We start from the raw sequence: 21,665 nt of genomic DNA, 5'->3' as shown, positions 1-21,665 counted from the left end.
GTCACCGAGGCATGCGCCGCCTGCGCTTCGAGCACTCGCGCGGCCGTCTCGTCGTGGCTGCCGTCGTCCACCACCAGGACCTCGTACGGCTCGTCGCGCCCGTCGAAGTAGGCGACAACCTCGCCGAGGTACGCGGGCAGGCGCAGCGCCTCGTTGTAGGCGGGGATGATCACGGACCAGCGCGGCTCGCCCACGGCCCGCACGGCGCTCAGGACCAGATGGGCGAGTCGGCGCGCGCGCGGCGGCGGGCGACGCCGGTCCGCTGCGCCGCGCGGGCGACCTCGCTCGCCACGGCCGGGGCGACCTTCTTGTTGAACACGCTGGGAATGATGTACTCGGGCCCGAGCTCCTGCTTGGCCACGCAGGAGGCGATGGCATGCGCCGCCGCGAGCTTCATCTCGTCGTTGACGAGCCGGGCGCGGATGTCGAGGAGCCCGCGGAAGAAGCCGGGGAAGCAGAGCACGTTGTTGATCTGGTTCGGGTAGTCGCTACGCCCGGTGGCCATGACCCGCACGTGGCGGAGCGCCTCCTCGGGCTGGATCTCGGGCACCGGGTTGGCCATGGCGAAGACGATGCGGTCGGGCGCCATGCGCTTGAGGTCGCGCAGGCTCAAGGCGCCCGGCACCGAGAGGCCGATGAAGACGTCCGCGCCCTTCATTGCGTCGGCCAGCTTGCCCTCGACCTGCTGGGGGTTGGTCGCCTCGCTAACCCACGTCTTCATGAAGTCCATGCCCACGGTGCGCCCGCGGTAGATCGTCCCGTGCTCGTCCACGCCGATGATGTGCCTGACACCGTGCGCCTGGAGCATCTTGATCACGGCCGTGCCGGCCGCGCCCACGCCGCACACGACGACCTTGAGGCGCTTCGGGTCCTTGCGGACGATCTTGAGCGCATTCAGGAGCGCCGCCATGACGACCACGGCCGTGCCGTGCTGGTCGTCGTGGAAGACCGGGATGTCGAGCTCCTTGCGCAGCCGGGCCTCGACCTCGAAGCAGCGCGGGGCCGAGATGTCCTCGAGGTTGACGCCGCCGAAGCCGGGGGCGATGAGCTTCACGGTCTCGACGATCTTGTCGGGATCCTTGGTGTCGAGGCAGATGGGGAAAGCGTCCACCCCGGCCAGCTCCTTGAAGAGCATGGCCTTGCCCTCCATGACCGGCATGGCCGCCTCGGGACCGATGTCGCCGAGCCCGAGCACAGCGGTGCCGTCGGTGACGATGGCGACGGTGTTCTGCTTGATGGTCAGCGAGAAGGCGCGCTGCGGGTCTTCCTTGATCGCCAGGCACACGCGGGCCACGCCCGGCGTATAGGCCATGGAAAGGTCGTCGCGCGTTCTGATCGGCACCTTGCTGCGCACCTCGATCTTGCCGCCGAGATGCATGAGGAACGTGCGGTCCGAGATGTTGGCGATCTTGACGCCATTGAGCCGGCGCAGCTTGTCGATGATGCCCTGGCTGTGCTCGCTGTCCCGCGCCTTGATCGTGATGTCTCGGAAGACGCGGTCGCGCGTCATCTCGACCAGGTCCACCGCGCCGATGTCACCGCCGGCCTTGCCGATGACCATCGTGACGCGTCCCAGCATACCGGTGCGGTTCAGGATCGCCAGGCGGACGGTGAAGCTGTAGGAGGCGCTTGGCGCGACGGCCATCAGTCCGACTCCCGCAAACATGCGGTCATATGTGGGTTTTTCACGATAGGACCCTTCCTTGGGTCGTGTCAACCAAATTCCCGGGCTCGAGCCCGTCCCTCGAGCCCGTCCCTCGAGCCCGTCCCTCTCGATTGACCCGTGCGGCGCGGCCGTGCTATCCACGCCCATGCGCTCGAGAGCAGCCCTCGTGTGGCTCGTCCTCCTCCTAGCACCGCTGGGAGCTTCCCAGGCTTTCGCCGAGCCGGCCCGCTGGATGCCGGTCCGAGGGCAGAGCCTCGTCTCCTTCGACGCGATCTTCCCGCCGGCCAACTTCAGCGGCTTCGGCCGCGACCTTTCGGGCGAGTTCGAGGCGGACGCCGCCGATCTGAGCCTGGGCGTCAGCGGCAGCCTGACCGTGCAAGTGCTCGGCATCAGTACCGGCAACGACGGGCGGGACAAGGAGATGTGGAAGTCGCTGGCGGCCGGGCGCCACCCGACCATGTACTTCGTGATCCAGACCATCGAGGCACCCTCGTTTCCCCCGGGCGTCGCGGAACACACTGACACGCTGCTGACCATCCAGGGACGGCTGTCCATCGCGGGGGTCGAGCGCGTGAAGCGCTTCTCGGGACGCGTCCGCCTGAAGCAGGGGCGGCTCTGGGTGCGAGGCGAGAGCCGTTTCAAGATGAGCGACTTCGGCATCAAGCCTCCGCAGTATCTACTCCTTCCGGTCAAGGACGAAGTCGGCGTGGGCTTCGATCTCCTTCTCGAGCGTCAGCCCTAGCCAACTCCTAGAGAGATCGCTGCAGGAGGTCGAGCGCCAGGGGGGCGAGCTCGCGGGCGATCGCGGCCGAATTCGCGTAAACGATCTACCCGAGAGGAACGTCCTACCCCTCCACGCGGCCGAGAATAAAGCCCGGGTGGGCGCCGTCGACAACGAAAACGGGGGATTATGGAACGCCGGCGTCTCCGCAGGAGTTTCATTCCCAAAGGAGAATCCCGCAACCGGCGGGCGTTCACAAGCGTCTAAAACACCAGAGGAGATCATACGAGCATGACGTTCAGAGAAGCTGGCGATCCAGAATCCCCTGAGGCCATCCATTCGGAGGTCGCTCTCGCTCAGCCAAAGTCCAGGCTGCGGAAGGGCGCCCCGCCCAAGGTTGAGGCTGAGCCGTTCGGGGTCGAGCTCGAGGACGAGGAGAAGGCCGCGGCCGTTGTCCTCGAGGAAACGCCTGCCCTGTCCGAGGAAGCGCTGCGACCCAGCGCGGCCCCGGCCGAGGACCCCGTCCGTCTCTACCTCAAGGAAATCGGCAAGGTCCATCTGCTAACGGCCCAGCAGGAAGTCAGCCTCGGCCGGCGGATCGAAGCGGGTCAGATCCAGCTCCGCCGGGCGCTGGCGGGCATTCCCGTCGCGACAACCCAGCTGCTTGCCCTGGTCGACCGGATCCGACACGCCGAGCTCGGACTCGACGAGGTCATCGTGCTGCCCGAAGGCGGCGAGCCCAAGCCCGACGAGATCAAGCCTCTGCTGGCGGTCTTCACGCGCATCCGGCGGCTCGAGCGCGAGATCGAACGGCTGCAGGAGTCGCTCCGCGACAAGCGTCGCGGGAAGACCACGCGGGCGAACTACCACAAGTGGGTCGCGCAGAACCGCACCGCAATTCAGACCGCGGTCGAGAAGCTCCCGCTCAAGCCCGCGCTCGTGGACCGGCTGGTCGGCGACGTCCGCCGCCAGGCGAAGCGCCTTGCCGAGCTCCGGACACCCAAGGACATCCGCGCCCTCGAGAGCGAGATCGGGCTGGGCAAGAAGGCGCTCCAGGCCGCGCTCCACGAGATCGAAGGGCATGACCGCATCGTGCGCCAGGCCAAGCGCGAGCTGATGGAGGCCAACCTGCGGCTGGTCGTGTCGGTCGCCAAGCGCTACCTCGGCAGCGAGCTGACGCTCCTCGACCTGGTCCAGGAAGGCAACATCGGCCTCATGAAGGCGGTGGACCGCTTCCAGTACCGGCGCGGGTTCAAGTTCTCGACCTATGCGACCTGGTGGATTCGCCAGGCCATCACGCGCGCCATCGCCGACCATTCGCGCACCATCCGCATCCCGGTGCACATGGTCGAGACGCTGAACCGCATCTCGCGTGTCAACCGTGCCTTGGTCAACGAGATGGGCCGCGAGCCGACGCCGGAAGAGCTCGCCAAGAGGACCGGCGTGCCCGCGCGGAAGGTCCGCCTGATCCTCGAATCCTCGCGCAAGCCGCTCTCGCTCGAGACGCCGATCGGCGAGGACTCGGAGCTGGGAGACTTCCTCGAGGACAAGAGCACGGAGTCGCCGAACGACACCCTGATCAGCCAGGACCTGACGAACCAGGTGGAGCGGGCCCTCGGCATGCTCTCGCCCAAGGAGAAGGAGATCCTGCGCCTGCGCTTCGGCATCGGCGACGAAGGCGAGCACACGCTGGAGGAAGTCGGCAAGCGCTTCTCGGTCACCCGCGAGCGCATCCGCCAGATCGAGACCAAGGCGCTCCGCAAGCTGCGCCACCCGCTGCGCGGGCGGGCGCTCAAGGCCTTCGTGGAGAACTGATTCTCCTACCCGCCGCCCGTGGAGTACCCGCGGGCGGCGGGCGCTGACTCCCACCGGCACAGGCGCGCGAGCGGCGCCGGCACCCACCAGTTCCACCGCCCCATCAGCCGCATCGTCGCGGGCACCAGCAGGGCACGCACCACGGTGGCGTCCAGGATAACGGCGATACCGATCCCGATGCCCACGGCCTTGATGATCACCGAGTCGGCGAGCCCAAAGGCGAAGAAGACTCCCGCCATGATGGCCCCGGCCCACGTGATGAGCCGGCCTGTCCGCTCCAGCCCCGCGCCCACGGCCAGCACATTGTCTCCGGTGCGCTCGTACTCTTCCTTCACGCGGCTGAGCAGGAGGACCTCGTAGTCCATCGACAAGCCGAAGATGAGGCAGAACATGATGACGGGCGTGGCGGTCTGGATCGGGCCCGGAGTGAAGTGGAGCCACTGGGCCAAGTGGCCCTCCTGGAAGATCCAGACGAGGGCCCCGTACGAGGCGCTGATGGACAAGAGGTTCACGATGACGGCCTTGAGGGGCAGCAGCACGGACCGAAGCAGCACCAGCAGCGCCAGGTAGGTCGCGACGACGACGAGGGCGATGGCGAGCGGGGCGTTGTCAGCCACGACCTTCATGAAGTCGAGGTCGAAGGCCGTGGGGCCCGTCACGAGCAGCTCGCCGTCCACCGGCGGGTGAGAGGCGCGGATGGCGTGGACGAGGGCGCGCGCCTCATCACTGCCGGCCGGCAGCTCCGTGGATACCGCGAGAATCATGATGCGCTCGCCGACAACCCGCGCCACGGCGGCTTGCATCTCCTCAGGCCACAGGGCGGTCGGCACCTTGACCATCCGCTGATAGTCCTCGCGGCTCATGTCCGGAGCGAGATCCAGCATGCTCTGCACGCCGGTGACACCGGGCTGCCCCGCCAGCCAGCGGCTCAGGTCGTAGGCCTGCCCCACCCGCGCGGGTGACAGCGGCGATCCCTCGTCGTACCTGAGCACCACGACGACGGGCGTCGCACCCTCGCCGGGGAACTCCTTCCGGAGCAGGTCGGCGCCGCGGCGGGCCTCGGCCCACGGCGGCAGCGACGATACGTCACCCGCGCCGAGCCGGATGTGAAGGAACGGCAGTCCCAGCAGCAGGAGGAAACCCGCGACCGGCAGAAAGACGCGCCACGGGTGCGCCATGACCAGGGCCGCCAGCCGACGCCAGAACCCGGACCCGGCGCCAGGTTGCGCGGGACGGAAAAAGGGAAGCGACAGAGCGTTGACCCGCGGGCCCAGGATGGCCAGGGCCGCGGGAAGGAAGGTCAAGCCGTAGACGACCGACAGCGTCACGACGATGGTGCCCGCGAGCCCAAGCGAGCCGATATTGCCCAGCCCCAGCACCAGCATGCCGAGGAGCCCAATGGCCACCGTCACGCCGGAAAAGAGGATCGCGCGCCCCGTGGTGGCCAGCGTCGCCGCGAGCGCCTCGGGCACCGGATGGCGCACGATCTCCTCCCTGAAGCGGTTCACGATGAAGAGCGAATAGTCGATGGAGACGCCGAGCCCGATCATGGTGACGATGTTCGGGGCATATGCGGATACCGACATGTATCGGGCCAAGAGGGTCGTGCCCGCCATGCCGCCGACCATGGCGAGCATCCCGACGCCCAAAGGCAGCAGGGCCGCCACCACCGACCCGAAGGCCAGGAGCAGGAAGACGGCTACCACCGGCAGGATCACCAGCTCCGCGCGCTCCAGATCCCGCTTCGCCACCTCGACGAAGTCGTGGTTGAGCGGGACCATGCCGGCCGCCACCACGTCGAGCGTGCCCGACCGCACCAGCGCGCGGAGCGAGGCGTACACGGCGGGGGGAACCGACGAGAACTCCAGCGAGGCCTGGCCCGTGGAACGGGCCTTGAGCTCGACGACGGCGCGGGTGCTTTGCCTATCGCGCGAGAGATAGGCGGGATCCGGCGGCTCCGCATCGTACGCCGTGCGGATCCGCGCGACCTTCGCGTCGGCCTTGAGCGGCGCCAGGGCCCGCGCCACCTCTTCCCGGAACGCGCGATCGGTGGCGCGCAGCGTGGGGCTGCTGAATATGAGGTCGAAGGAGACGGGCTGCCCGGGCAGCTGCCGGGCCATCAGGTCGGCGGCGCGTCCCGACTGCGTGGTCGCGAGCAGGATGCCGGCTTCGAGCCTGGCGCCTTGCGCCAGGACGATGATCGCAGGCACAAGCGAGAGGACCGAGAGGCCGAACAGCCACCAGCGGAGGCGATACACCTGCCGCCCCCACCGTCCGAGAACATTGCTCATCGCGTGGTGCGCTCCCCCGGCGCGCAGCTTCGGCTTCGCCGCAGCCAGTCGCCGCGAGCCCGTTTCAAGAATAACAGGAGACTGGTCTGCCGAGCATTGGACTTTGCTTCCATCTGCCGCTAGACTGCCCTCGACCGCGGTACACTCAGACCATCCAGGAGGATTCCATGCACATCGGCGTCTGCATGTTCGCCACCGACTACGCGATCCGCATCGACGAGCTGGCCCGGGAGGCCGAGGCGCGCGGCTTCGAGTCGCTCTTCGTCCCCGAGCACACTCACATCCCGGTGAGCCGGCGCACCCCCTTCCCAAGCGGCGGCCAGCTGCCCAAGGAGTACTCCCACACCTTCGACCCGTTCGTGTCGCTCATGGCCGCCGCGGCGGCGACCAAGCGCATCCGGATCGGCACCGGCATCTGTCTCATCATCGAGCGCGACACGATCACCACGGCCAAGGAGGTCGCGAGCCTCGACGTGCTCTCGGGCGGGCGCTTCGAATTCGGCATCGGCGGCGGCTGGAACGCGGAGGAGATGGAGAACCACGGCACGGTCTTCGCGTCCCGATTCAAGCGCCTGGAGGAGCAGGTGCGGGCGATGAAGGCGATCTGGACCAAGGACGAGGCGGAGTTCCACGGCCAGCACGTCAACTTCGACAAGGTCTGGTCCTGGCCGAAGCCCGCGCAAAGGCCGCACCCGCCTGTCCTTCTTGGCGGCGAGAGCAGCCACACGCTCCAGCGCGTGGTGGACTTCTGCGACGGTTGGTTCCCGCGCGGCCGCGCGGCCGAGGTCATCATGCCGGCCCTCAAGGACCTCCGGGCGCGCGCCGCCAAGGCCGGCCGTGACATGAAGACCATCTCGACCTCGGTATTCGGCGCCAAGCCCGACGAGGCAATGCTCGAGTCCTACGCGACTGCCGGCATCACGCGGGCCATCCTCAGGCTCCCGCCCGAGGGGCGCGAAGGGGTGCTGCCGCTCCTCGACCAGTGGGCCAAGCTCATCAAGAAGTAGCGCGGGCGGGCTATACCGGCATCACTCCATGCTTCTTCCAGGGCCGGTCGACCTTCTTGGTGGCGGCCATTTCGAGGGCGCGGATCAGGACGGGGCGGGTCTCTCGCGGGTCGATGACGTCGTCGATGAAGGCGCCGCCGGCCGCGATATAGGGGTTGATGAGCTTGCGGAACTCCTCGACCCGGCTCGCGCGCTCTTCGTCGGGGTTGGCGGCGGCGGCGATCTCCTTGCGGAAGATGATGTTGGTGCCGCCCTCGGGGCCCATCACTGAGATCTCCGCAGTAGGCCACGCGACGATCAGGTCGGGCTCGTAGGCCTTACCGCACATGACGAAGTAGCCCGCGCCGTACGCCTTGCGCACCACCACCGTGACCTTCGGCACCGTCGCCTCGCTGACGGCGTAGAGCATCTTGGCGCCGTGGCGGATGATCCCCTGCTTCTCGACCTTGGAGCCGACCATGAAACCCGGGACGTCCTGGAGGAACACCAGGGGGATGTGGAAGGCGTCGCAGAGCATGATGAAGCGCGCGGCCTTGTCGGCCGAGTCCACGTCCAGCGCCCCGCCCAGCACCATGGGCTGGTTGGCGACGATGCCGACGGAGCGGCCGCCCAGGCGGGCGAAGCAGGTGATCAGGTTCTTCGCCCAGCCCGGCTTGATCTCGAAGAAGCGCCCGCGGTCCACGATGGCCGCGATGACCTTCTTCATGTCATAGGCCCGGCGTGCGCTGTCAGGCACGATGGAGAGTAGCGCCTCGTCCATCCTGTCGGCGGGGTCGTCGCTCGGCAGGATCGGCGGCTGCTCGAGGTTGGACCCCGGGAAGTAGGACAGGTACTCCTTGATCGCGTCGATGCACGCGGCGTCGTCGGCCACTTCGAGATCGGCCACGCCGGAAATCTCCGTGTGGACCTTGGAGCCGCCCAGCTCCTCCGCGGTGATGTCCTCGCCGACGATAGCCTTGACGAGCGGCGGGCCGCCCAGGGCCATGTGACTCGTGCCCTTGACCATGGGCACGAAGTCTGACAGCGCCGGGATATAGGCCGTGCCCGCCGCGCCCGGGCCCATCATGGCCGAGACCATCGGCACGACGCCTGACATGATGGACTGCTCGCGGAAGAGGAACCCCGACTGGGCGAAGGTGGAGCCGATGGCCTCCTGGATGCGAGCGCCCGCCGAGTCGATGAGCCAGATCATCGGCATGCGCTTGGAGAGCGCGATCTCTCGCGCGCGGTTGCACTTGACTTCGGCCGTGCGCCCCATGGAGCCCGCCATCACCGTGAAGTCGTAGGCGATCAGCGAAGCCGGCCGGCCGTTGGATCTTGCCGAAGCCCGTCACGACGCCGTCGGCCGGCGTCTCCTTGCCCTTCATGGCGGGCGAGATGTTGGCGTGGGTCGCGAGGAGGCCGATCTCATAGAAGGAGCCCGCGTCGAAGAGCCGGTCGATCCGCTCGCGGACCGTCAGCTTGCCCTCGAGGTGCTGCTTGGCGATCGCTTCTACCCCGCCCATGGCGAGCGCGCGCTGACGCCGCGCCTTGAGGTCTTCGACCAGATCCTTCATGCCCATGTCAGCCCCTTACCACCGTCGCCCGATACGTGGCGATGCCGGTATCTGGCGGAGAGCCGCTGATGAGGGTGATAATGGTGGCGGCCTCGCTGCGATGGTGTGTCGCGTGGTTGACCACGTGCTGGAGAAGCGGCCCGAGCGCGACATGTCCCTCGATGCCCTGGGTGTTCTTGAAGCTCACCACCTGCCCCAGGTCGGCATCCGTGAGCCCGTCGACGTAGCCCCGCTGCTCCTCCTCGAGCGCATCCCAGGCCGGCCGGAGGGCGTCGAGCGTCGCAAACTGACCGCCGGGTAGATTGGTCGGCGAGACTCCCTTGAATCGCTGGAGCCAGAGCGAGTCGGCGCCGTAAATATGCCCGAACATGCGAGTCAGGGTCGGAAAGCTCCAATGCGTCCCCATGTCCCGCGCCGCCGCCTCCGCACCGAGACCCACAGCCACATCGAAGAGCCGGCGGTTCGCCCAACGATGGTAGCCGTACAGGCCGCGGATCAGCTCCATCTCCATGGTGTCGGTCCGACTCAGGGCTTCGGCCGACGGTAGTAGAGCACCATGTCGGTCGACGCGGGCGAGCCCTTGGTCATGGTCACCATGGTCGCGACCTCGCTGCGGTGATGGGTCGCGTGGTTGACCACGTGCTGGAGGAGCTGCCAGAGCGGCTGGCTGAAGGGCTTGCCGTCCGTCGCCTTGTAGTCCAGCGTCCTCTTGAGGTCTGTCGTGCCGAGGGCCGTGATGAAGGCCTTCTGCTCGGCCTCGAGCGCGTCCCAGCTCTTCCTGAGATCGGCCAAGCTCGCGAAATCGGCGTCGCCGTAGAGCCTGGTCGGCGAGCTTCCCTTCCAGCGCTCGAACCAGATCCGGTCGGCGCCGTAGATGTGGGCGAGCATACCCTTGAGCGTCGGAAAGCTGAACTGCTTGCCGACCTCCTTCCTGGCGGTGTCCTCGCCCAGCGCCGCCACCTCGTCAAAGTGCTTGCGGTTGCCCCACCAGTGATAGCCCCAGATGCCCCGAATCAGCTCACGGTCCAGCTCGAGCTCCATGATCCGCCTCCTAGTCCAGGACGGCGACCGTGTCGCCTTCCTGCACGGTCTGCCCCTCGGCGACCTTGATCTCCTTCACCTTGCCGGCTCGCGGCGCCTCCACCGGGATCTCCATCTTCATGGACTCCAGCACGATCACGGGGTCGCCCGCGGCCAGCGAGTCGCCGACCTTGCTCGTGATCTGGAAGACCACGCCCGTGATGTTCGCCTTGACGTCTTCAGCCATTGAACGCTCCTTGTTCGACCATCTGGGTATGGGTGCGCCCCTCGCGGAACACCGCGCTCCGCATCACGCGCAGGTGGAACGGAATGGCGGTCTTGGGCCCCTCCACGACGAAGGCCGTCAACGCCGCCTCCATGCGGGCGATCGCTTCCTCGCGCGTCGCGCCCGCGGCCACCAGTTTGGCCAGCAGCGGGTCGTAGTGTACCGAAACCTGGCAGCCTTCGGCGACCCCGCTTTCGAGGCGGATGCCGGGGCCTTGGGGCGGGCTCCACCGTGTAATGGTCCCCGGCGAGGGCATGAAGTTCTTGGCTGGATCCTCGGCGTAGATGCGGCACTCGATGGCGGCGCCGCGCTGGACGATCTCCTCCTGGCGCCAGGGCAAGGCCTCCCCGGACGCCACCTTTAACTGAGCCTGGACGAGGTCGAGCCCCGTCACCTCTTCCGTCACCGGGTGCTCGACCTGAAGGCGCGTGTTCATCTCCAGGAAGTAGAACTCCTCGTCCTGGACGATGAACTCCATGGTCCCGGCGTTGACGTAGCCGACGGACCTGGCGCCCTTGACGGCCGCCACCGTCAGGCGCTCCTTGAGGCCCTGCGGCAGGCGCGGCGCCGGGCTCTCCTCGATGAGCTTTTGGTGGCGCCGCTGGATCGAGCACTCCCTCTCGTGCAGGTGCACCACCTGCCCGCTGCCGTCGCCGAAGACCTGGACCTCGACGTGGCGCGGCTCGGCGAGATAGCGCTCCACGAAGAGCGCGGCCGAGCCGAAAGCCGCCTGCGCGCGGCGCTCGGCCGTTGCGTATGCCTGCGCGAGCGCCGATTCGTCTCCGACCTTGACCATGCCGATACCGCCGCCGCCCGCCGCGGCTTTCAGCATCACCGGGTAGCCGATCTCCCCCGCAGTCTGCCTGGCCAGGTCGAGCGAGGCGACAGGTCCTTCGCTGCCGGGCACGACCGGCACGCCAGCCCGGAGCATCTCGCGCCTCGCGCCGACCTTGTCGCCCATCTGCTGGATCACGCGCCATGGAGGCCCGACGAAGACGAGCCCCGCCTCCTCGCACGCCTTGGCGAAGCGCCAGTTCTCGGAGAGGAAGCCGTAGCCGGGGTGGATCGCCCGGGCGCCTGTCCGGCGCGCGGCCTCGAGCACGCGCTCGACGCTGAGATAGCTCTCCCGGGCGGACGCCGGGCCGAGCAGGACGGCTTCGTCGGCTTCGCGCGCGTGAGGCCAGTCGGCGTCGGCCTCGGAGTAGACGGCGATCGTGCGGATACCGAGGGCCCGACAGGCGCGGAAGATGCGGCGGGCGATCTCCCCGCGGTTGGCGACGAGGACGCTCTCGAACACGCTCAGGCGGGCTGGGACTGCTCGATCTTGACCAGATCGAGGGCGCCGACCCGCCATCCGCTCTCGCCCTGCTCCCAGCGGGCGTTGAGCGTGACGGTGCCGCGCGCGCCCTCGAGCCGATACTTCACGATGCGGTGGCGGCCCAACTTCGCGAAGGCGGCCAAGCGGTACCGCGCGAGACGGACATCCTTGAGGGCCAGCAACAGCGCCGCGTCGGGCGCGGCGTCGAGGAACCGGCCGAGCCCCACGCCGTCACCAACGACGAGAGCGTCGCCGAATGCGCGAAGCCCCGTCTCGAGGTCCTCCGGGATGGACCACTTCTCACCGGCGTGCTCGAGACGGATGAACTCGCTCGCGTCGTCCGATATGGGCGGAGTCGCGCTCGCGTGCGCGCCCGCGGTCGGAGGCACCCCCTGCCCCGTCACGCCACGGGCGGCCTCGAGCATCCCCGCAAGCTTCGCCTGCCAGGCCGCCACGCGCGCCTGCCCGTCGGAGGCCGCGGCGAGATGGCGGAGGATGGTCTCGCCGGCCCCGATGTGGCGCCGCTCGTCTTCGATGCAGCGGGCGAGAATCCTGCACGTGGGCGGCTCGTAGATCGGGTTGGCGCTCTCGAGGTGCCTCACGTAGACGGCGAGCAGGTGCGGCTTGAGCACGCGGTAGACGCCGGCCAGGCGTAGGGCGGTCTCGCCCGGCGCCTCGGGCGCCTCGATGGCATCCATGAACGCGACGAAGGCGTCGTTGGCCGGCTCGGATTCCTGGGCGTGAGCGCGCAGCTCCGGCAACCGCCTGCCCCAGTCATCCGTGTGCTGGGCGTTGTCCCAGACGTGGCGGCCGAGCAGGAGCTTCGCCGAAAGCTCAGGCGTGAGCGCGATCCAACCGGCCATGATGCGCGTCATGCGCTCGGCGGCGTAGCGGTAGTTGCGGCAGAGGCGGGCGGAGTCGTCCGCCGAGAAGTGCCCTTCGAGGATCTGCATTGGGATCAGCGCTGTGGGGGATCAGTGCCCTGGGGGATCAGTAGACCTGGGAGCGCTGGGTCGTCTTGATCAGGCGCTCGATCTCCTCGTCGGTGAAGCCCGCGAGCTTCCGGGCCTCGATCGCGATCGAGATGGGCACTACCTCGTGGTCACCCAGCCGCCTGGCGCCGCCGAGGTTGAAGCGCTCGTCGATGGTCTCCTGGAACTCGATCGCCTTGCGACGGCGCTCCGGGTCGCCCTCCGTCAGCTTCGTCAGCCACTTCGAGCCCATCCGCACGTGGGTGATCTCGTCGGCCAGCACGAAGTCCACGGCGCGCTCCAGGATGGGGTCCCCCATTTTCCGGCCGATGTAGACCAGCTGGTTGAAGACGTCGCAGGCCAGGCCCTCGAGGCCCCGGTTGACGCCGGCCACGCGCGCGGCCGCGTCCTCGGCGCAGGCGCAGCGCCAGAGGATGGTCGTCTCCGGGTACTCGCCGATGTAACCGCCGAGGTGCTCGAGGAGGCGGATGTAGATCTCAACGTGGCGGGACTCGTCCCAGACCTGGCGCGCCATGTCCATGGTGAACTCCCACGGCGCGTCGGGGAAGTCGTAGACGCTGCGGCCGGCGCCCTCCATGGCCTGCATCTCCCCGACCATGATGCCGTGCGCGCGCTCCTTGATGGACTCGCGGCTCGTCAGCTCGGGGAAGGGCGCGAGCCCCTGGGAAACCTTGCTCTCCGCGACCTCCCGGGCCCGCATCCGGACGAAGCGGTCCTCGCGGGCCAGCTTGTCATACGCGATCTGACGTTCCATTCGGCCTCCGTGCCCTGACTGAACCGTTGTTCAGTGAGTCTAGCCGAAGCGGCCCCGGAAGGCAATCCGGATGCCCCCGGCGCTCATTCGAAGGTCGTTTTCGGCGACGTCGCCCGAGGCGTGCCGCCTTTCCGCCCCGCCGGGAGCATCTTTGGAACGACGCTCGCGGGACGCACGGCCTCCTCGCCGAAACGGGCAGTGAGACGGTCCACCGCTCGAGCGAGGCGTTCCCGGCGCACGGTGTCAGGCGCCAGGAGCGAAAGCTGCCCCTCGCCCGCGGGCCCGAGCCCCGAGACGGAGAGACCGATGAGCCGTACGGCCTGACCCAATCTCACGCGATCGAAAAGCGACTGGACCCGGGAGAAGATGGCGAGACCGTCTTGTGTCGGATCGTCGGTGTGCGCTCGGGTGATGGTGGAGAAATCCGCGAAGCGGAGCTTGAGCGTCACCGTCCGGCCGGCATAACCGTCGGCCCGGAGCTCGCGCGCGACCCGCTCGCTCTGCCCGCGCAGGGTCGCCCGCAGGAGCTCCACGTCGCGCGTGTCGCGCTCGAAGGTCTCCTCGGCGCCCATCGACTTCGGCGCGGCGCCGGGCTCGACGGCGCGGTCGTCGAGGCCCCGGGCCAGCGCCAGGAGATCGGATCCGTGCTTGCCAAAGCGAGCCAGAAGGTTGGCGGCAGGCGTCAGCGCAAGCTGGCCGATCGTCCGGATGCCCATGCTCTCGAGCTCCCCGCCGGTGACCCTGCCCACGCCCCAGAGCCGGGAGATCGGCAGCTTTGCCAAGAACGCGGCCTCGCCGCCGGGGTCGACGATGACGAGCCCGTCGGGCTTGCGCAGATCCGAGGCGACCTTGGCGACGAACTTGTTCGAGGCCACGCCCACGGAGGCCGGGAGGCTCACGCTCGCCCTGATCTGCGCCTTGATCGCGCCCGCGATGGCCGCGCCGTCGCCGTGGAGCGCGCGGCTCGCGGTCACGTCGAGGAAGGCCTCGTCGATCGACAGCGGCTCGACGAGCGGCGTGAAACCGGCGAGGACGGCCATGATCTCGCGCGAGACGCCCGCGTAGGTGTCCATGTCCACCGGGAGAAAGACGCCCTCGGGACAGAGGCGGAAGGCGCGACCGATGGGCATGGCGGAGTGGACGCCGAAGCGGCGGGCCTCGTAGGAGGCAGCGGACACCACACCGCGGCCCCGGGGGTCGGCGCCGACGATGACGGGGCGGCCGCGGGTCTCGGGCCGGTCGCGCTGCTCGACGGACGCGTAGAACGCGTCCATGTCGACATGGATGATCGTGCGGGCCGCGGCGCCCTGGCCCACGGCAGGGCTACGGGGCGGAGCCTGCGAGGCCGATGCTGGGAGCGACGGCGGTGAGCGCGCCGATGACGAAACCGACATGGTCATCGAGGTCCACGCCGAGCTCCTCGGCGCCGCGGTAGACGTCCTGGCGGTTGACGGTGCGCGCGAAGCCCTTGTCCTTGAGCTTCTTCTTGACCGAGCCCGGCTCGAGCCCCGCGATGGCGCGCCAGGGACGTACCAGAGCGCAGGCGGTGATGAAGCCCGAGAGCTCGTCGCAGGCGTACAACCCGTGGTCGAGAAGGGAGACCCGCGGGTAGCCCGAGTAGTCGGCGTGGGCGAGGACCGCGTGGACGATGCCGGCCGGCACGCCTCGCGCCAGCAGGATCTCGGCGCCCTTCATGGGATGCTGTGGCGCGATTGGATGCATCTCGTAGTCGAAGTCGTGGAGCATGCCGGCCGGGCCCCACGTCTCAGGGTCCTGGCCGTAGCGCGCCGCGTACGCGCGCATGGCGGCCTCGACGGCCAGCGCGTGCTTGCGGAGGCTGTCGGACTGGGTGAACTCCGTCAGCAGGATCCAGGCGCGGTCGCGGTCCATCAGGACTGCGCGCGGATCCGCCATTTGTCGATCGACTTCTTCGAAAACACCCACTGGCCGTCGTGCTCGAGCGCCGGGATGCGCCGTTCGGCAGCCATGCGCTTGAGCGTGTCGGCATCCATGGAGAGATACGTCGACGCCTCCGTCACCGTCATGGTGTCCTTGGGGATCACGTCCCTGGCGCCTCCTTGAGTGACTTCTTGAGCGACTCGACCTCGCCCTCGAGGTCGCGGATCCTGTCCACCAGCTGCTCGAGCGCGCGCGCCACGGGGTCGGGCAGGTCGGTCCAGTTGAGATCGACGCCGCCCACCCGCGCCCCATCCTTGAATGTCACCCGGCCCGGCACACCCACGACCACGGAGTTCGGCGGCACCTCGCGCACCACGACCGACCCGGCGCCGATGCGGCTCCCGCTGCCGATGGTGAAGCCGCCGAATATCCCGGCGCCGGCTCCGACGGTCACGTTGTCGCCGAGCGTCGGGTGGCGCTTCTCGCGCTTGAGGCTCGTGCCGCCCAGCGTGACGCCCTGGAGCAGCGTGACGTTCTCGCCGACCTCGGCCGTCTCGCCGATGACGATGCCCATGCCGTGGTCGATGAAGAGGCCGGGCCCGAGGCGGGCGGCGGGGTGGATCTCGATGCCCGTCATGAAGCGGCACGCGTGCGACACCCAGCGGGCCAGCGTCAGCCACCCCGCTCCCCAGAGCGCGTGGGCGACGCGGTGGCCCCAGATCGCGTGCACTCCCGGGTAGCAGAGGACGACCTCGAGGGAGGACCGCGACGCCGGGTCCCGCTCCCTGACGGTCCTGATGTCCTGTCTGATCCGGTCGAACATGTCGCCTCCTAGTGTACCCCGCGCCTCGCCATAGCGTCTCGTGCCGCCGCGCGGAGAGCCAGGGCCACGACTTCCGCCGCGTGCCGGCGCTCGGGAGGCAGACCGTCCACGGCCGCCTCGATGCGCCCTTCCTCGATCTCCGCCAGCGCCTCGAGCACTGTCCCCACCGCCACCTCCGTGCCCGCGCTGCACGCCGCCAGGGTCGGCCCGCAGCCGTAGGCCTGGAAGCGAGCCTCCTCGACGCGTCCGTCGCGCACGCGGAGGTAGAAGCGCGCCAGGTCCATGCACTGGGCGAACTCGCCTTCGCCCACCCCATCTGGCTCACGCATCATGCCCGCGTTCCGCGGGTTGCGGAAGTGATCGATGAGCGTGTCGCTGTAGCGCACTAGACCTTCGACGAGCCCACTACTGGGGCCAAGCCCGCTACGGGGGCCGAGCTCGCTACCGGCGACTGGGCTTTGAGCTTGCCCACCAGCGGCACCACGCTCTCGATGACGTACTCGATGTCCTCCGCCGTCGTGCCGCGCCCGAGCGAGCAGCGCACGGAGCCCATGGCCCAATCGAGCGGCAGCCCCATGGCCACGAGAACGTAGGACGGCTCGACGTTGCCCGAAGTGCACGCGGAGCCGGCCGAGACTCCGATGCCCTTGAGGTCGAGACCCAAGACTACGGATTCGGACTCGATATTGCGGAAGCACATGTTGCACGTGCCAGGAAGCCGCTCCGTCGGGTGCCCGTTGAGACGCACCTCCGCCACGCCGGCCCGCAGGCCATCCCAGAGCCGGTCGCGCAGCGCGGTCAGACGGGCGCCCTCGAGCGCCATGTCGCGGTTGCGGATCTCCACGGCCTTGCCCAGGCCCACGATGCCCGCCACGTTCTCCGTGCCGGCCCGCCGGCGCCGCTCGTGCTCGCCGCCATGCTGGATCGAGGCCATCTTGGTGCCTTTACGGATGAAGAGGCCGGCTACTCCCTTCGGACCGTAGATCTTGTGCCCGGAGAAGGAGAGCAGGTCTATGCCGAAGGCGCCCACGTCGATCGGCACCTTGCCGAACGTCTGGACGCCGTCCACGTGGAGCGGCACGCCCGCCTCGCGCGTGATGCGGCCGACCTCGCGGATCGGCTGGAGCGTGCCGACCTCGGAGTTCGCGCCCATCAGCGAGACGAGGATCGTGTCGGCCCGCAGGGCCTTCTTAACGTCGTCGGGGTTGACCATGCCGTCGCCGTCGACCGGCAGGTACGTCGCGGTGAAGCCCTGCTCTTCCAGGGTCTGGACGGTTCGAAGCACGGCATGGTGCTCGATCTGCGACGTGATGATGTGACCCGAGCCCCGCGCGGCGGCCAGCCCCTTGATGCCGAGGTTGTCGGACTCCGTGCCGCCCGAGGTGAAGACGATCTCGTCCTTGGACACCTTGAGGAAGTCCGCGATCTGCTCGCGGGCCGTCTCCATGCCGTCGCGCGCCTCGCGCCCGAAGCCGTGGACGCTCGAGGGATTGCCAAAACGCTCGCTGAAGTACGGCAGCATGGCCTGAAGCACCTCGGGGTGCACCGGCGTCGACGCGTTATGATCGAGATAGACTCGGCGGTTCATTGACGCTCCTCTCTCTGGGTGCTACGCTCGGCCCCGTCATGGAGCTGACGAAGCGCAAGCTCGGTCTCATGGTGTCGACGGCGCCCGAGCATCCAAATCTCGACACGGCCGTCGGGCTCGGCCGCGCGGCGCTCGACCGCGGCGCCGAGGTGTACCTCTACCTGATCGACGACGGCGTCGCCGGCGTCGAAGACCCGCGGGTGCAGGCCTTGGCCGATCGAGGCGCCAAGCTCTTCGTCTGCGCGTACGGCTGTCAGAAGCGGCGCCAGCCCCTGTCGGACAAGGCGACCAACTGCGGCCTCGTCGTGCTGGCGGACATCGTCAACGCCACCGACCGATTCCTCGCGCTCAACTAGCGTGGCCGAGCGGCAGCCGGTCCTCGTCCTGATCTCCGAAGATCCCCGCGCCTCCCACCGCGCGAACGAGGCCATGCGCATCGCGCTGGGCATCGTCGCCGGCGAAACGCCCGTCGACATCGTCCTGGCCGGACCGGCCGTCCACCTCCTCGACGAGGACACGGACAACCTCGTGGACGGCGACGACATCGCCAAGTTCCGCGCCGCGCTCAAGAAGCTCGCCGTCCCCTTCCACGTCGAGGAGGGCGCCCCGCCGGCGGACCGGTCCTGGAACGCCGACGGGCATCCGGTGGCGCCCATCACGCGGGACGGTATCGCCGCGCTCGTCGCCAAGGCCAGGCGCTTCCTCGTGTTCTGATGGCCAGCTTCCTCCATCTCGTCAAGGCCGACTCGCCGCCCCTCACCAACGCCGTGATCGAGCGGAACCTGCGAGAGCCGGGCGCCCGCGTGACCGTCGTGCTGCTCGACGGAGCGCGCGCACCCGTGCCCGCCGGCGCCGCGGTCAAGCGCCTCGGCCCCGACCTCGACTACGATGCCCTGCTCGATCTGATCTTCGAAAGCGATCACGTCGTGACCTGGTAGCTACCTGTCCTGGAATTCTTCGTGCCACTTCATCTGGATCTTCTCCAGAATCCCTTCATTGGAGCCCTTCGGATCGTCGCTGAAGCCCGGCAGCGCGACCACCCACGTGTGGAGATCCGTGAAGCGCACCGTCAACGGGTCCGTGTCCGGATGCGCTTCCACGAGGGCCAGCGCGATGTCCTCGGCGTCCTTCCAGGTCATCCCGACGTCCATTACTTCGGTATCTCGACGACGACATCGCCGCGCACGATCGCCTGACAGCCGAGCCGCGAGTGGAGCGTGAGCCCTTCAGCGGTGTCGAGGCGGTCCTCCTCGTCCTGCTCCAGGGGCGAGAGGTTCTGCTCCCCCTCGCGCACGATGACGTGGCACGTGGTGCAGGCGCAGCTGCCGCCGCAGTTGTGCTCGAGGCGGACGCCGTTGGCCAGCGCGATGTCCAGCAGCGAGCCCGGCCTGCCGTGGTCGGCGAGCGGGTACTTGGCGGGGTCCGCCTCGACCGTGACGTTGAGCGGTAGGAACGTGACCTTGTGGGTCGCCATCACTTCTGCTCCAGGATCTGATCCGCCCGCTTCGAGGTGACCGCTCCCCGGATGGCGGCGTCCATCATGGCCTCAGCCAGAGGCTCCGTCGCCTTGTTGAGATCGATCGTCCGCTCGCGGATGGCATCGCGGTCGGTCCCGCACTCGACGGCCCGCAGGGCGTCGACGGCGGCGGCGATCGTGTGCAGCTCCTCGGGATTGACCAGGTGCCCGCCCTGCTTGAGCGCCCGCCTGACGTGGTTCATCACGGTCTCGGCCTCGGTCTTGGTCTCGATCAGGAGCCGCGCGTTGACGTCCGCCTCGGCGTGCGTGAAGGAGTCCTCCACCATCTGCGCCACCTGCGCCTCGCTCAGGCCGTAGGCCGGCTTGACCTCGATGGACGCCGCCTTGCCGCTCCGGAGTTCGTTCGCATGGACCTGCAGAATGCCGTTGGCGTCGATCAGGAAGGTCACCTCGATCTTTGGCATCCCAGCGGGCATCGGATCGACACCGGAGAGGTCGAAGCGCGCCAGCGAGCGGTTGTCCTTGGCCAGCTCCCGCTCCCCCTGCACCACGTGCATGTCCACAGCCGTCTGGCCGTCCACCGAGGTGGTGAAGTATTCCTTGGCCGCCGTGGGGATGGTCGTGTTGCGCGGGATCAGCCCGCTGACGATGCCGCCGAGCGTCTCGATCCCGAGGGACAGCGGCGTCACGTCGAGCAGCAGCATGTCCGTGATGCCGCCGGCCAGGATCTGGGCCTGGACCGCCGCGCCCAGCGCAACGACCTCGTCCGGGTTGAGCTGGCTGTGGGGCGTCTTGCCGAAGAGCTCGCGCACGCGCCGGCGCACGAGGGGCACGCGACTCGAGCCGCCAACCAGCACGATCTCATCGATGGCATCGGCCGCGAGGCCCGCGTCCTTGAGCGCCATGCGGCAGGGGCCGAGCGTGGTGTCCACGAGGGAGCCGATCAGCCCTTCGAGCTCGCCGCGCGTGATCTCGCGCCGGTAGGTGAAGCGATCGAACGGGATGGTGAACGCGGTCCGCTCCTCGGACGAGAGCCGGCACTTGGCGGCCTCGGCGCCGAGTCTCAGCTCCTGCAGCGCCTCGGGATCCTTCGACAGATCCTCGCCGTGCGCCGCCCGGATGTCCTCGAGCAGCCACTGGACCACCACGCGGTCGAAGTCGTCGCCGCCGAGATGCGTGTTGCCGTTTGTGGCGAGGACCTCGAAGACGCCGTCCTTGACGCGAAGGATGGAGATGTCGAAGGTGCCGCCGCCCAGGTCGTAAACGGCGATCACGCCCTGGGCGAGCTTCTGGAGCCCGTAGGCGAGCGAGGCGGCCGTCGGCTCGTTGACGATGCGCAGCACCTCGAGCCCGGCGATGCGGCCGGCGTCCTTGGTCGCCTGGCGCTGGGCGTCGTTGAAATAGGCCGGCACCGTGATCACGGCCTGCTCGACCGGCTCGCCGAGGTGGGCCTCGGCCTGGAGCTTGAGCGCGCGGAGGATCTGGGCCGAGACCTCGGGCGGCGTCACCTCGCGGTCGCCCGCGCGGATCCGGACCACTTCCGCGCTCGGGACGATTTCGAAGGGCACGTGGCGCGCCTCGTCCCGAACGTCCTCCCAACCGCGTCCCATGAACCGCTTGACGGAATAGACCGTGCGGGCGGGATTGCGGGCGAGCTGGCGCCGCGCCGCCTCTCCGACCACGACCCCGGCCGGCGTGTACGCGACGATCGAGGGCAGGAGCCTCCGCCCCTCCGCGTCCGGGATGACCCGCGGGACGCCGGCCCCGTCCACGTAGGCGACGAGGCTGTTGGTGGTCCCGAGGTCAATGCCGACGATGCGCGACATGGCTCCCTTCATCCTCTCCGAGCGCCTGGGTGAGATCGTCGATCACGGTGCCGAGGTAGGCGCGGGCGGCCAGGCGCTGCTTGAAGCGCTCGAGCAGCGGCGCGCGGTCCTGACCTGCGTCCACGGCCGCGTCCCACTCTGTCGCGGCCGCGATTAACGCGGTCTCTTCGGCCCGGCGACGGTCCTCGAGCCGCTGCCTCTCGGCGCGCAGGCGGCCGGTCGTCTCCTCCGTCAACCCGCCGGACTTGGTCTCCTCCAGCGCTTCCTGCACCTCGAGCATCTCCGCGAGGAGATCCATCGGCGCCTTGGGCTTCGCCGTCGTCTCCTCCCGCACCTCGCGTCCCTCCTCGAGCGCGATCAGGTACTGGACGCGCGCGACCGGATCGCGGAGCGCGCGGTACGCACGGTTGACGAGCGCCGAAGCCTTGAGCGCCTGCGCCTGGGCCTCAGCGTCCGCCCCTTGGTGGAAGTCGGGGTGGTGCCGGCGCGACAGCTCATAGAACCGGCGCTGCAGGGCTTCCAGGTCAACCTGGAGCTTGCGCGGCAGCCCGAACACCTCGAAGTAGTCGGACATCATCTCCTCGAATCCAGAAGTCTCCACAAAATGAGAACGGGCCCGCGGGGGC

At 68.7% G+C, this 21,665-nt stretch carries 25 protein-coding genes and 1 pseudogene; 6 read left to right on the top strand and 20 right to left on the bottom strand.

The features are described from left to right. Positions 1-208: 208 nt before the first annotated feature. The gene (locus VGV06_16810; GenBank protein ID HEV2056803.1) at positions 209-1,645 is read right to left on the bottom strand and encodes an NAD-dependent malic enzyme; all 1,437 of its coding nucleotides are present in this window, start codon (positions 1,643-1,645) and stop codon (positions 209-211) included. Positions 1,646-1,811: 166 nt separating this feature from the next. Here VGV06_16810 and VGV06_16805 point away from each other — a divergent pair, with 166 nt between their 5' ends. After that, the gene (locus VGV06_16805) at positions 1,812-2,408 is read left to right on the top strand and encodes a YceI family protein (protein HEV2056802.1); all 597 of its coding nucleotides are present in this window, start codon (positions 1,812-1,814) and stop codon (positions 2,406-2,408) included. A 270-nt stretch (positions 2,409-2,678) separates the two neighbouring features. Then, positions 2,679-4,202 carry a sigma-70 family RNA polymerase sigma factor gene (locus tag VGV06_16800; protein ID HEV2056801.1) on the top strand — a complete coding sequence of 508 codons (1,524 nt, stop codon included), beginning with the start codon at positions 2,679-2,681 and terminating at the stop codon, positions 4,200-4,202. Between the two features lie 5 nt (positions 4,203-4,207). On the opposite strand, the gene VGV06_16795 is transcribed toward VGV06_16800, so the two are convergent. Then, entirely contained in the window at positions 4,208-6,493 is a 2,286-nt protein-coding gene (locus VGV06_16795; GenBank protein HEV2056800.1) for an MMPL family transporter, read from the bottom strand. A gap of 167 nt (positions 6,494-6,660) precedes the next feature. Between VGV06_16795 and VGV06_16790 the strand changes: the two genes are divergently transcribed. Beyond that, complete coding sequence (locus VGV06_16790) at positions 6,661-7,500, top strand: LLM class F420-dependent oxidoreductase (GenBank protein HEV2056799.1); 840 nt, start codon at positions 6,661-6,663, stop codon at positions 7,498-7,500. A 10-nt stretch (positions 7,501-7,510) separates the two neighbouring features. On the opposite strand, the gene VGV06_16785 is transcribed toward VGV06_16790, so the two are convergent. The 14 genes and pseudogenes from VGV06_16785 to VGV06_16720 form a co-directional block, all read right to left on the bottom strand. Further along, complete coding sequence (locus tag VGV06_16785; protein ID HEV2056798.1) at positions 7,511-8,758, bottom strand: acyl-CoA carboxylase subunit beta; 1,248 nt, start codon at positions 8,756-8,758, stop codon at positions 7,511-7,513. 118 nt (positions 8,759-8,876) lie between these two features. Beyond that, positions 8,877-9,005 (bottom strand): annotated as a pseudogene (locus VGV06_16780) (carboxyl transferase domain-containing protein). A gap of 58 nt (positions 9,006-9,063) precedes the next feature. Beyond that, positions 9,064-9,567, bottom strand: coding sequence for a DinB family protein (locus VGV06_16775; protein ID HEV2056797.1), 504 nt, complete (start codon positions 9,565-9,567; stop codon positions 9,064-9,066). A gap of 14 nt (positions 9,568-9,581) precedes the next feature. Then, positions 9,582-10,097, bottom strand: a complete 516-nt coding sequence (locus VGV06_16770) for a DinB family protein (protein HEV2056796.1) — start codon at positions 10,095-10,097, stop codon at positions 9,582-9,584. 10 nt (positions 10,098-10,107) lie between these two features. Beyond that, entirely contained in the window at positions 10,108-10,323 is a 216-nt protein-coding gene (locus VGV06_16765) for a biotin/lipoyl-binding carrier protein (protein ID HEV2056795.1), read from the bottom strand. Next, positions 10,316-11,659 carry an acetyl-CoA carboxylase biotin carboxylase subunit gene (locus VGV06_16760; protein HEV2056794.1) on the bottom strand — a complete coding sequence of 448 codons (1,344 nt, stop codon included), beginning with the start codon at positions 11,657-11,659 and terminating at the stop codon, positions 10,316-10,318. The genes VGV06_16765 and VGV06_16760 overlap by 8 nt, the downstream gene beginning before the upstream one ends. Before the next feature lie 2 nt (positions 11,660-11,661). After that, positions 11,662-12,633 (bottom strand): hypothetical protein, encoded by a 972-nt coding sequence (locus tag VGV06_16755; GenBank protein ID HEV2056793.1) that lies wholly within the window; start codon positions 12,631-12,633, stop codon positions 11,662-11,664. 37 nt (positions 12,634-12,670) lie between these two features. Next, complete coding sequence (locus VGV06_16750; GenBank protein HEV2056792.1) at positions 12,671-13,426, bottom strand: DUF455 family protein; 756 nt, start codon at positions 13,424-13,426, stop codon at positions 12,671-12,673. Positions 13,427-13,509: 83 nt separating this feature from the next. Then, positions 13,510-14,742: a DNA polymerase IV gene (gene dinB / locus VGV06_16745; GenBank protein ID HEV2056791.1), complete on the bottom strand. Its 1,233-nt coding sequence runs from the start codon at positions 14,740-14,742 to the stop codon at positions 13,510-13,512. Positions 14,743-14,749: 7 nt separating this feature from the next. After that, on the bottom strand, positions 14,750-15,340 hold the full coding sequence (locus tag VGV06_16740) for an HDIG domain-containing protein (GenBank protein ID HEV2056790.1): 591 nt from the start codon (positions 15,338-15,340) through the stop codon (positions 14,750-14,752). Next, entirely contained in the window at positions 15,316-15,489 is a 174-nt protein-coding gene (locus VGV06_16735) for a helix-turn-helix domain-containing protein (protein HEV2056789.1), read from the bottom strand. The genes VGV06_16740 and VGV06_16735 overlap by 25 nt, the downstream gene beginning before the upstream one ends. Further along, complete coding sequence (gene cysE, locus VGV06_16730; GenBank protein HEV2056788.1) at positions 15,486-16,148, bottom strand: serine O-acetyltransferase; 663 nt, start codon at positions 16,146-16,148, stop codon at positions 15,486-15,488. The genes VGV06_16735 and cysE overlap by 4 nt, the downstream gene beginning before the upstream one ends. Positions 16,149-16,156: 8 nt before the next feature. Beyond that, complete coding sequence (locus VGV06_16725) at positions 16,157-16,534, bottom strand: iron-sulfur cluster assembly scaffold protein (GenBank protein HEV2056787.1); 378 nt, start codon at positions 16,532-16,534, stop codon at positions 16,157-16,159. Next, positions 16,534-17,736 (bottom strand): cysteine desulfurase family protein, encoded by a 1,203-nt coding sequence (locus tag VGV06_16720; GenBank protein ID HEV2056786.1) that lies wholly within the window; start codon positions 17,734-17,736, stop codon positions 16,534-16,536. Before VGV06_16720 ends, VGV06_16725 begins: the two co-directional genes overlap by 1 nt. On the opposite strand from VGV06_16720, the gene VGV06_16715 reads away from it, so the two are divergent. The 3 genes from VGV06_16715 to VGV06_16705 are packed head-to-tail and all read left to right on the top strand — an operon-like array spanning position 17,736 to position 18,674. Beyond that, positions 17,736-18,092: a DsrE family protein gene (locus VGV06_16715; GenBank protein ID HEV2056785.1), complete on the top strand. Its 357-nt coding sequence runs from the start codon at positions 17,736-17,738 to the stop codon at positions 18,090-18,092. The two genes, VGV06_16720 and VGV06_16715, sit on opposite strands and share 1 nt — an antisense overlap. A 1-nt stretch (position 18,093) precedes the next feature. Then, positions 18,094-18,450 (top strand): hypothetical protein, encoded by a 357-nt coding sequence (locus VGV06_16710; protein ID HEV2056784.1) that lies wholly within the window; start codon positions 18,094-18,096, stop codon positions 18,448-18,450. Further along, positions 18,450-18,674 (top strand): hypothetical protein, encoded by a 225-nt coding sequence (locus tag VGV06_16705; protein ID HEV2056783.1) that lies wholly within the window; start codon positions 18,450-18,452, stop codon positions 18,672-18,674. Before VGV06_16710 ends, VGV06_16705 begins: the two co-directional genes overlap by 1 nt. Here the strand turns inward: VGV06_16705 and iscX are convergent, their stop codons facing one another. Genes iscX through hscB form a run of 4 tightly spaced genes read right to left on the bottom strand, consistent with a single transcriptional unit; the run spans position 18,675 to position 21,640 of the window. Next, positions 18,675-18,887 carry a Fe-S cluster assembly protein IscX gene (gene iscX / locus VGV06_16700; GenBank protein HEV2056782.1) on the bottom strand — a complete coding sequence of 71 codons (213 nt, stop codon included), beginning with the start codon at positions 18,885-18,887 and terminating at the stop codon, positions 18,675-18,677. Further along, a complete protein-coding gene (locus tag VGV06_16695) occupies positions 18,887-19,210 on the bottom strand; it encodes a 2Fe-2S iron-sulfur cluster-binding protein (protein ID HEV2056781.1) in 324 nt (107 codons plus the stop codon). Before VGV06_16695 ends, iscX begins: the two co-directional genes overlap by 1 nt. Further along, positions 19,210-21,039: a molecular chaperone DnaK gene (gene dnaK / locus VGV06_16690; protein ID HEV2056780.1), complete on the bottom strand. Its 1,830-nt coding sequence runs from the start codon at positions 21,037-21,039 to the stop codon at positions 19,210-19,212. The genes VGV06_16695 and dnaK overlap by 1 nt, the downstream gene beginning before the upstream one ends. Next, positions 21,017-21,640, bottom strand: a complete 624-nt coding sequence (hscB, locus tag VGV06_16685; GenBank protein ID HEV2056779.1) for a Fe-S protein assembly co-chaperone HscB — start codon at positions 21,638-21,640, stop codon at positions 21,017-21,019. Before hscB ends, dnaK begins: the two co-directional genes overlap by 23 nt. Between the last annotated feature and the right edge of the window lie 25 nt (positions 21,641-21,665).

The organism is Candidatus Methylomirabilota bacterium, from assembly GCA_035936835.1.
Classification (GTDB): Bacteria; Methylomirabilota; Methylomirabilia; order Rokubacteriales; family CSP1-6; genus AR37.
Note: the sequence above shows the minus strand (reverse complement) of the source record. Positions and strands in the feature narration are given on the sequence as shown.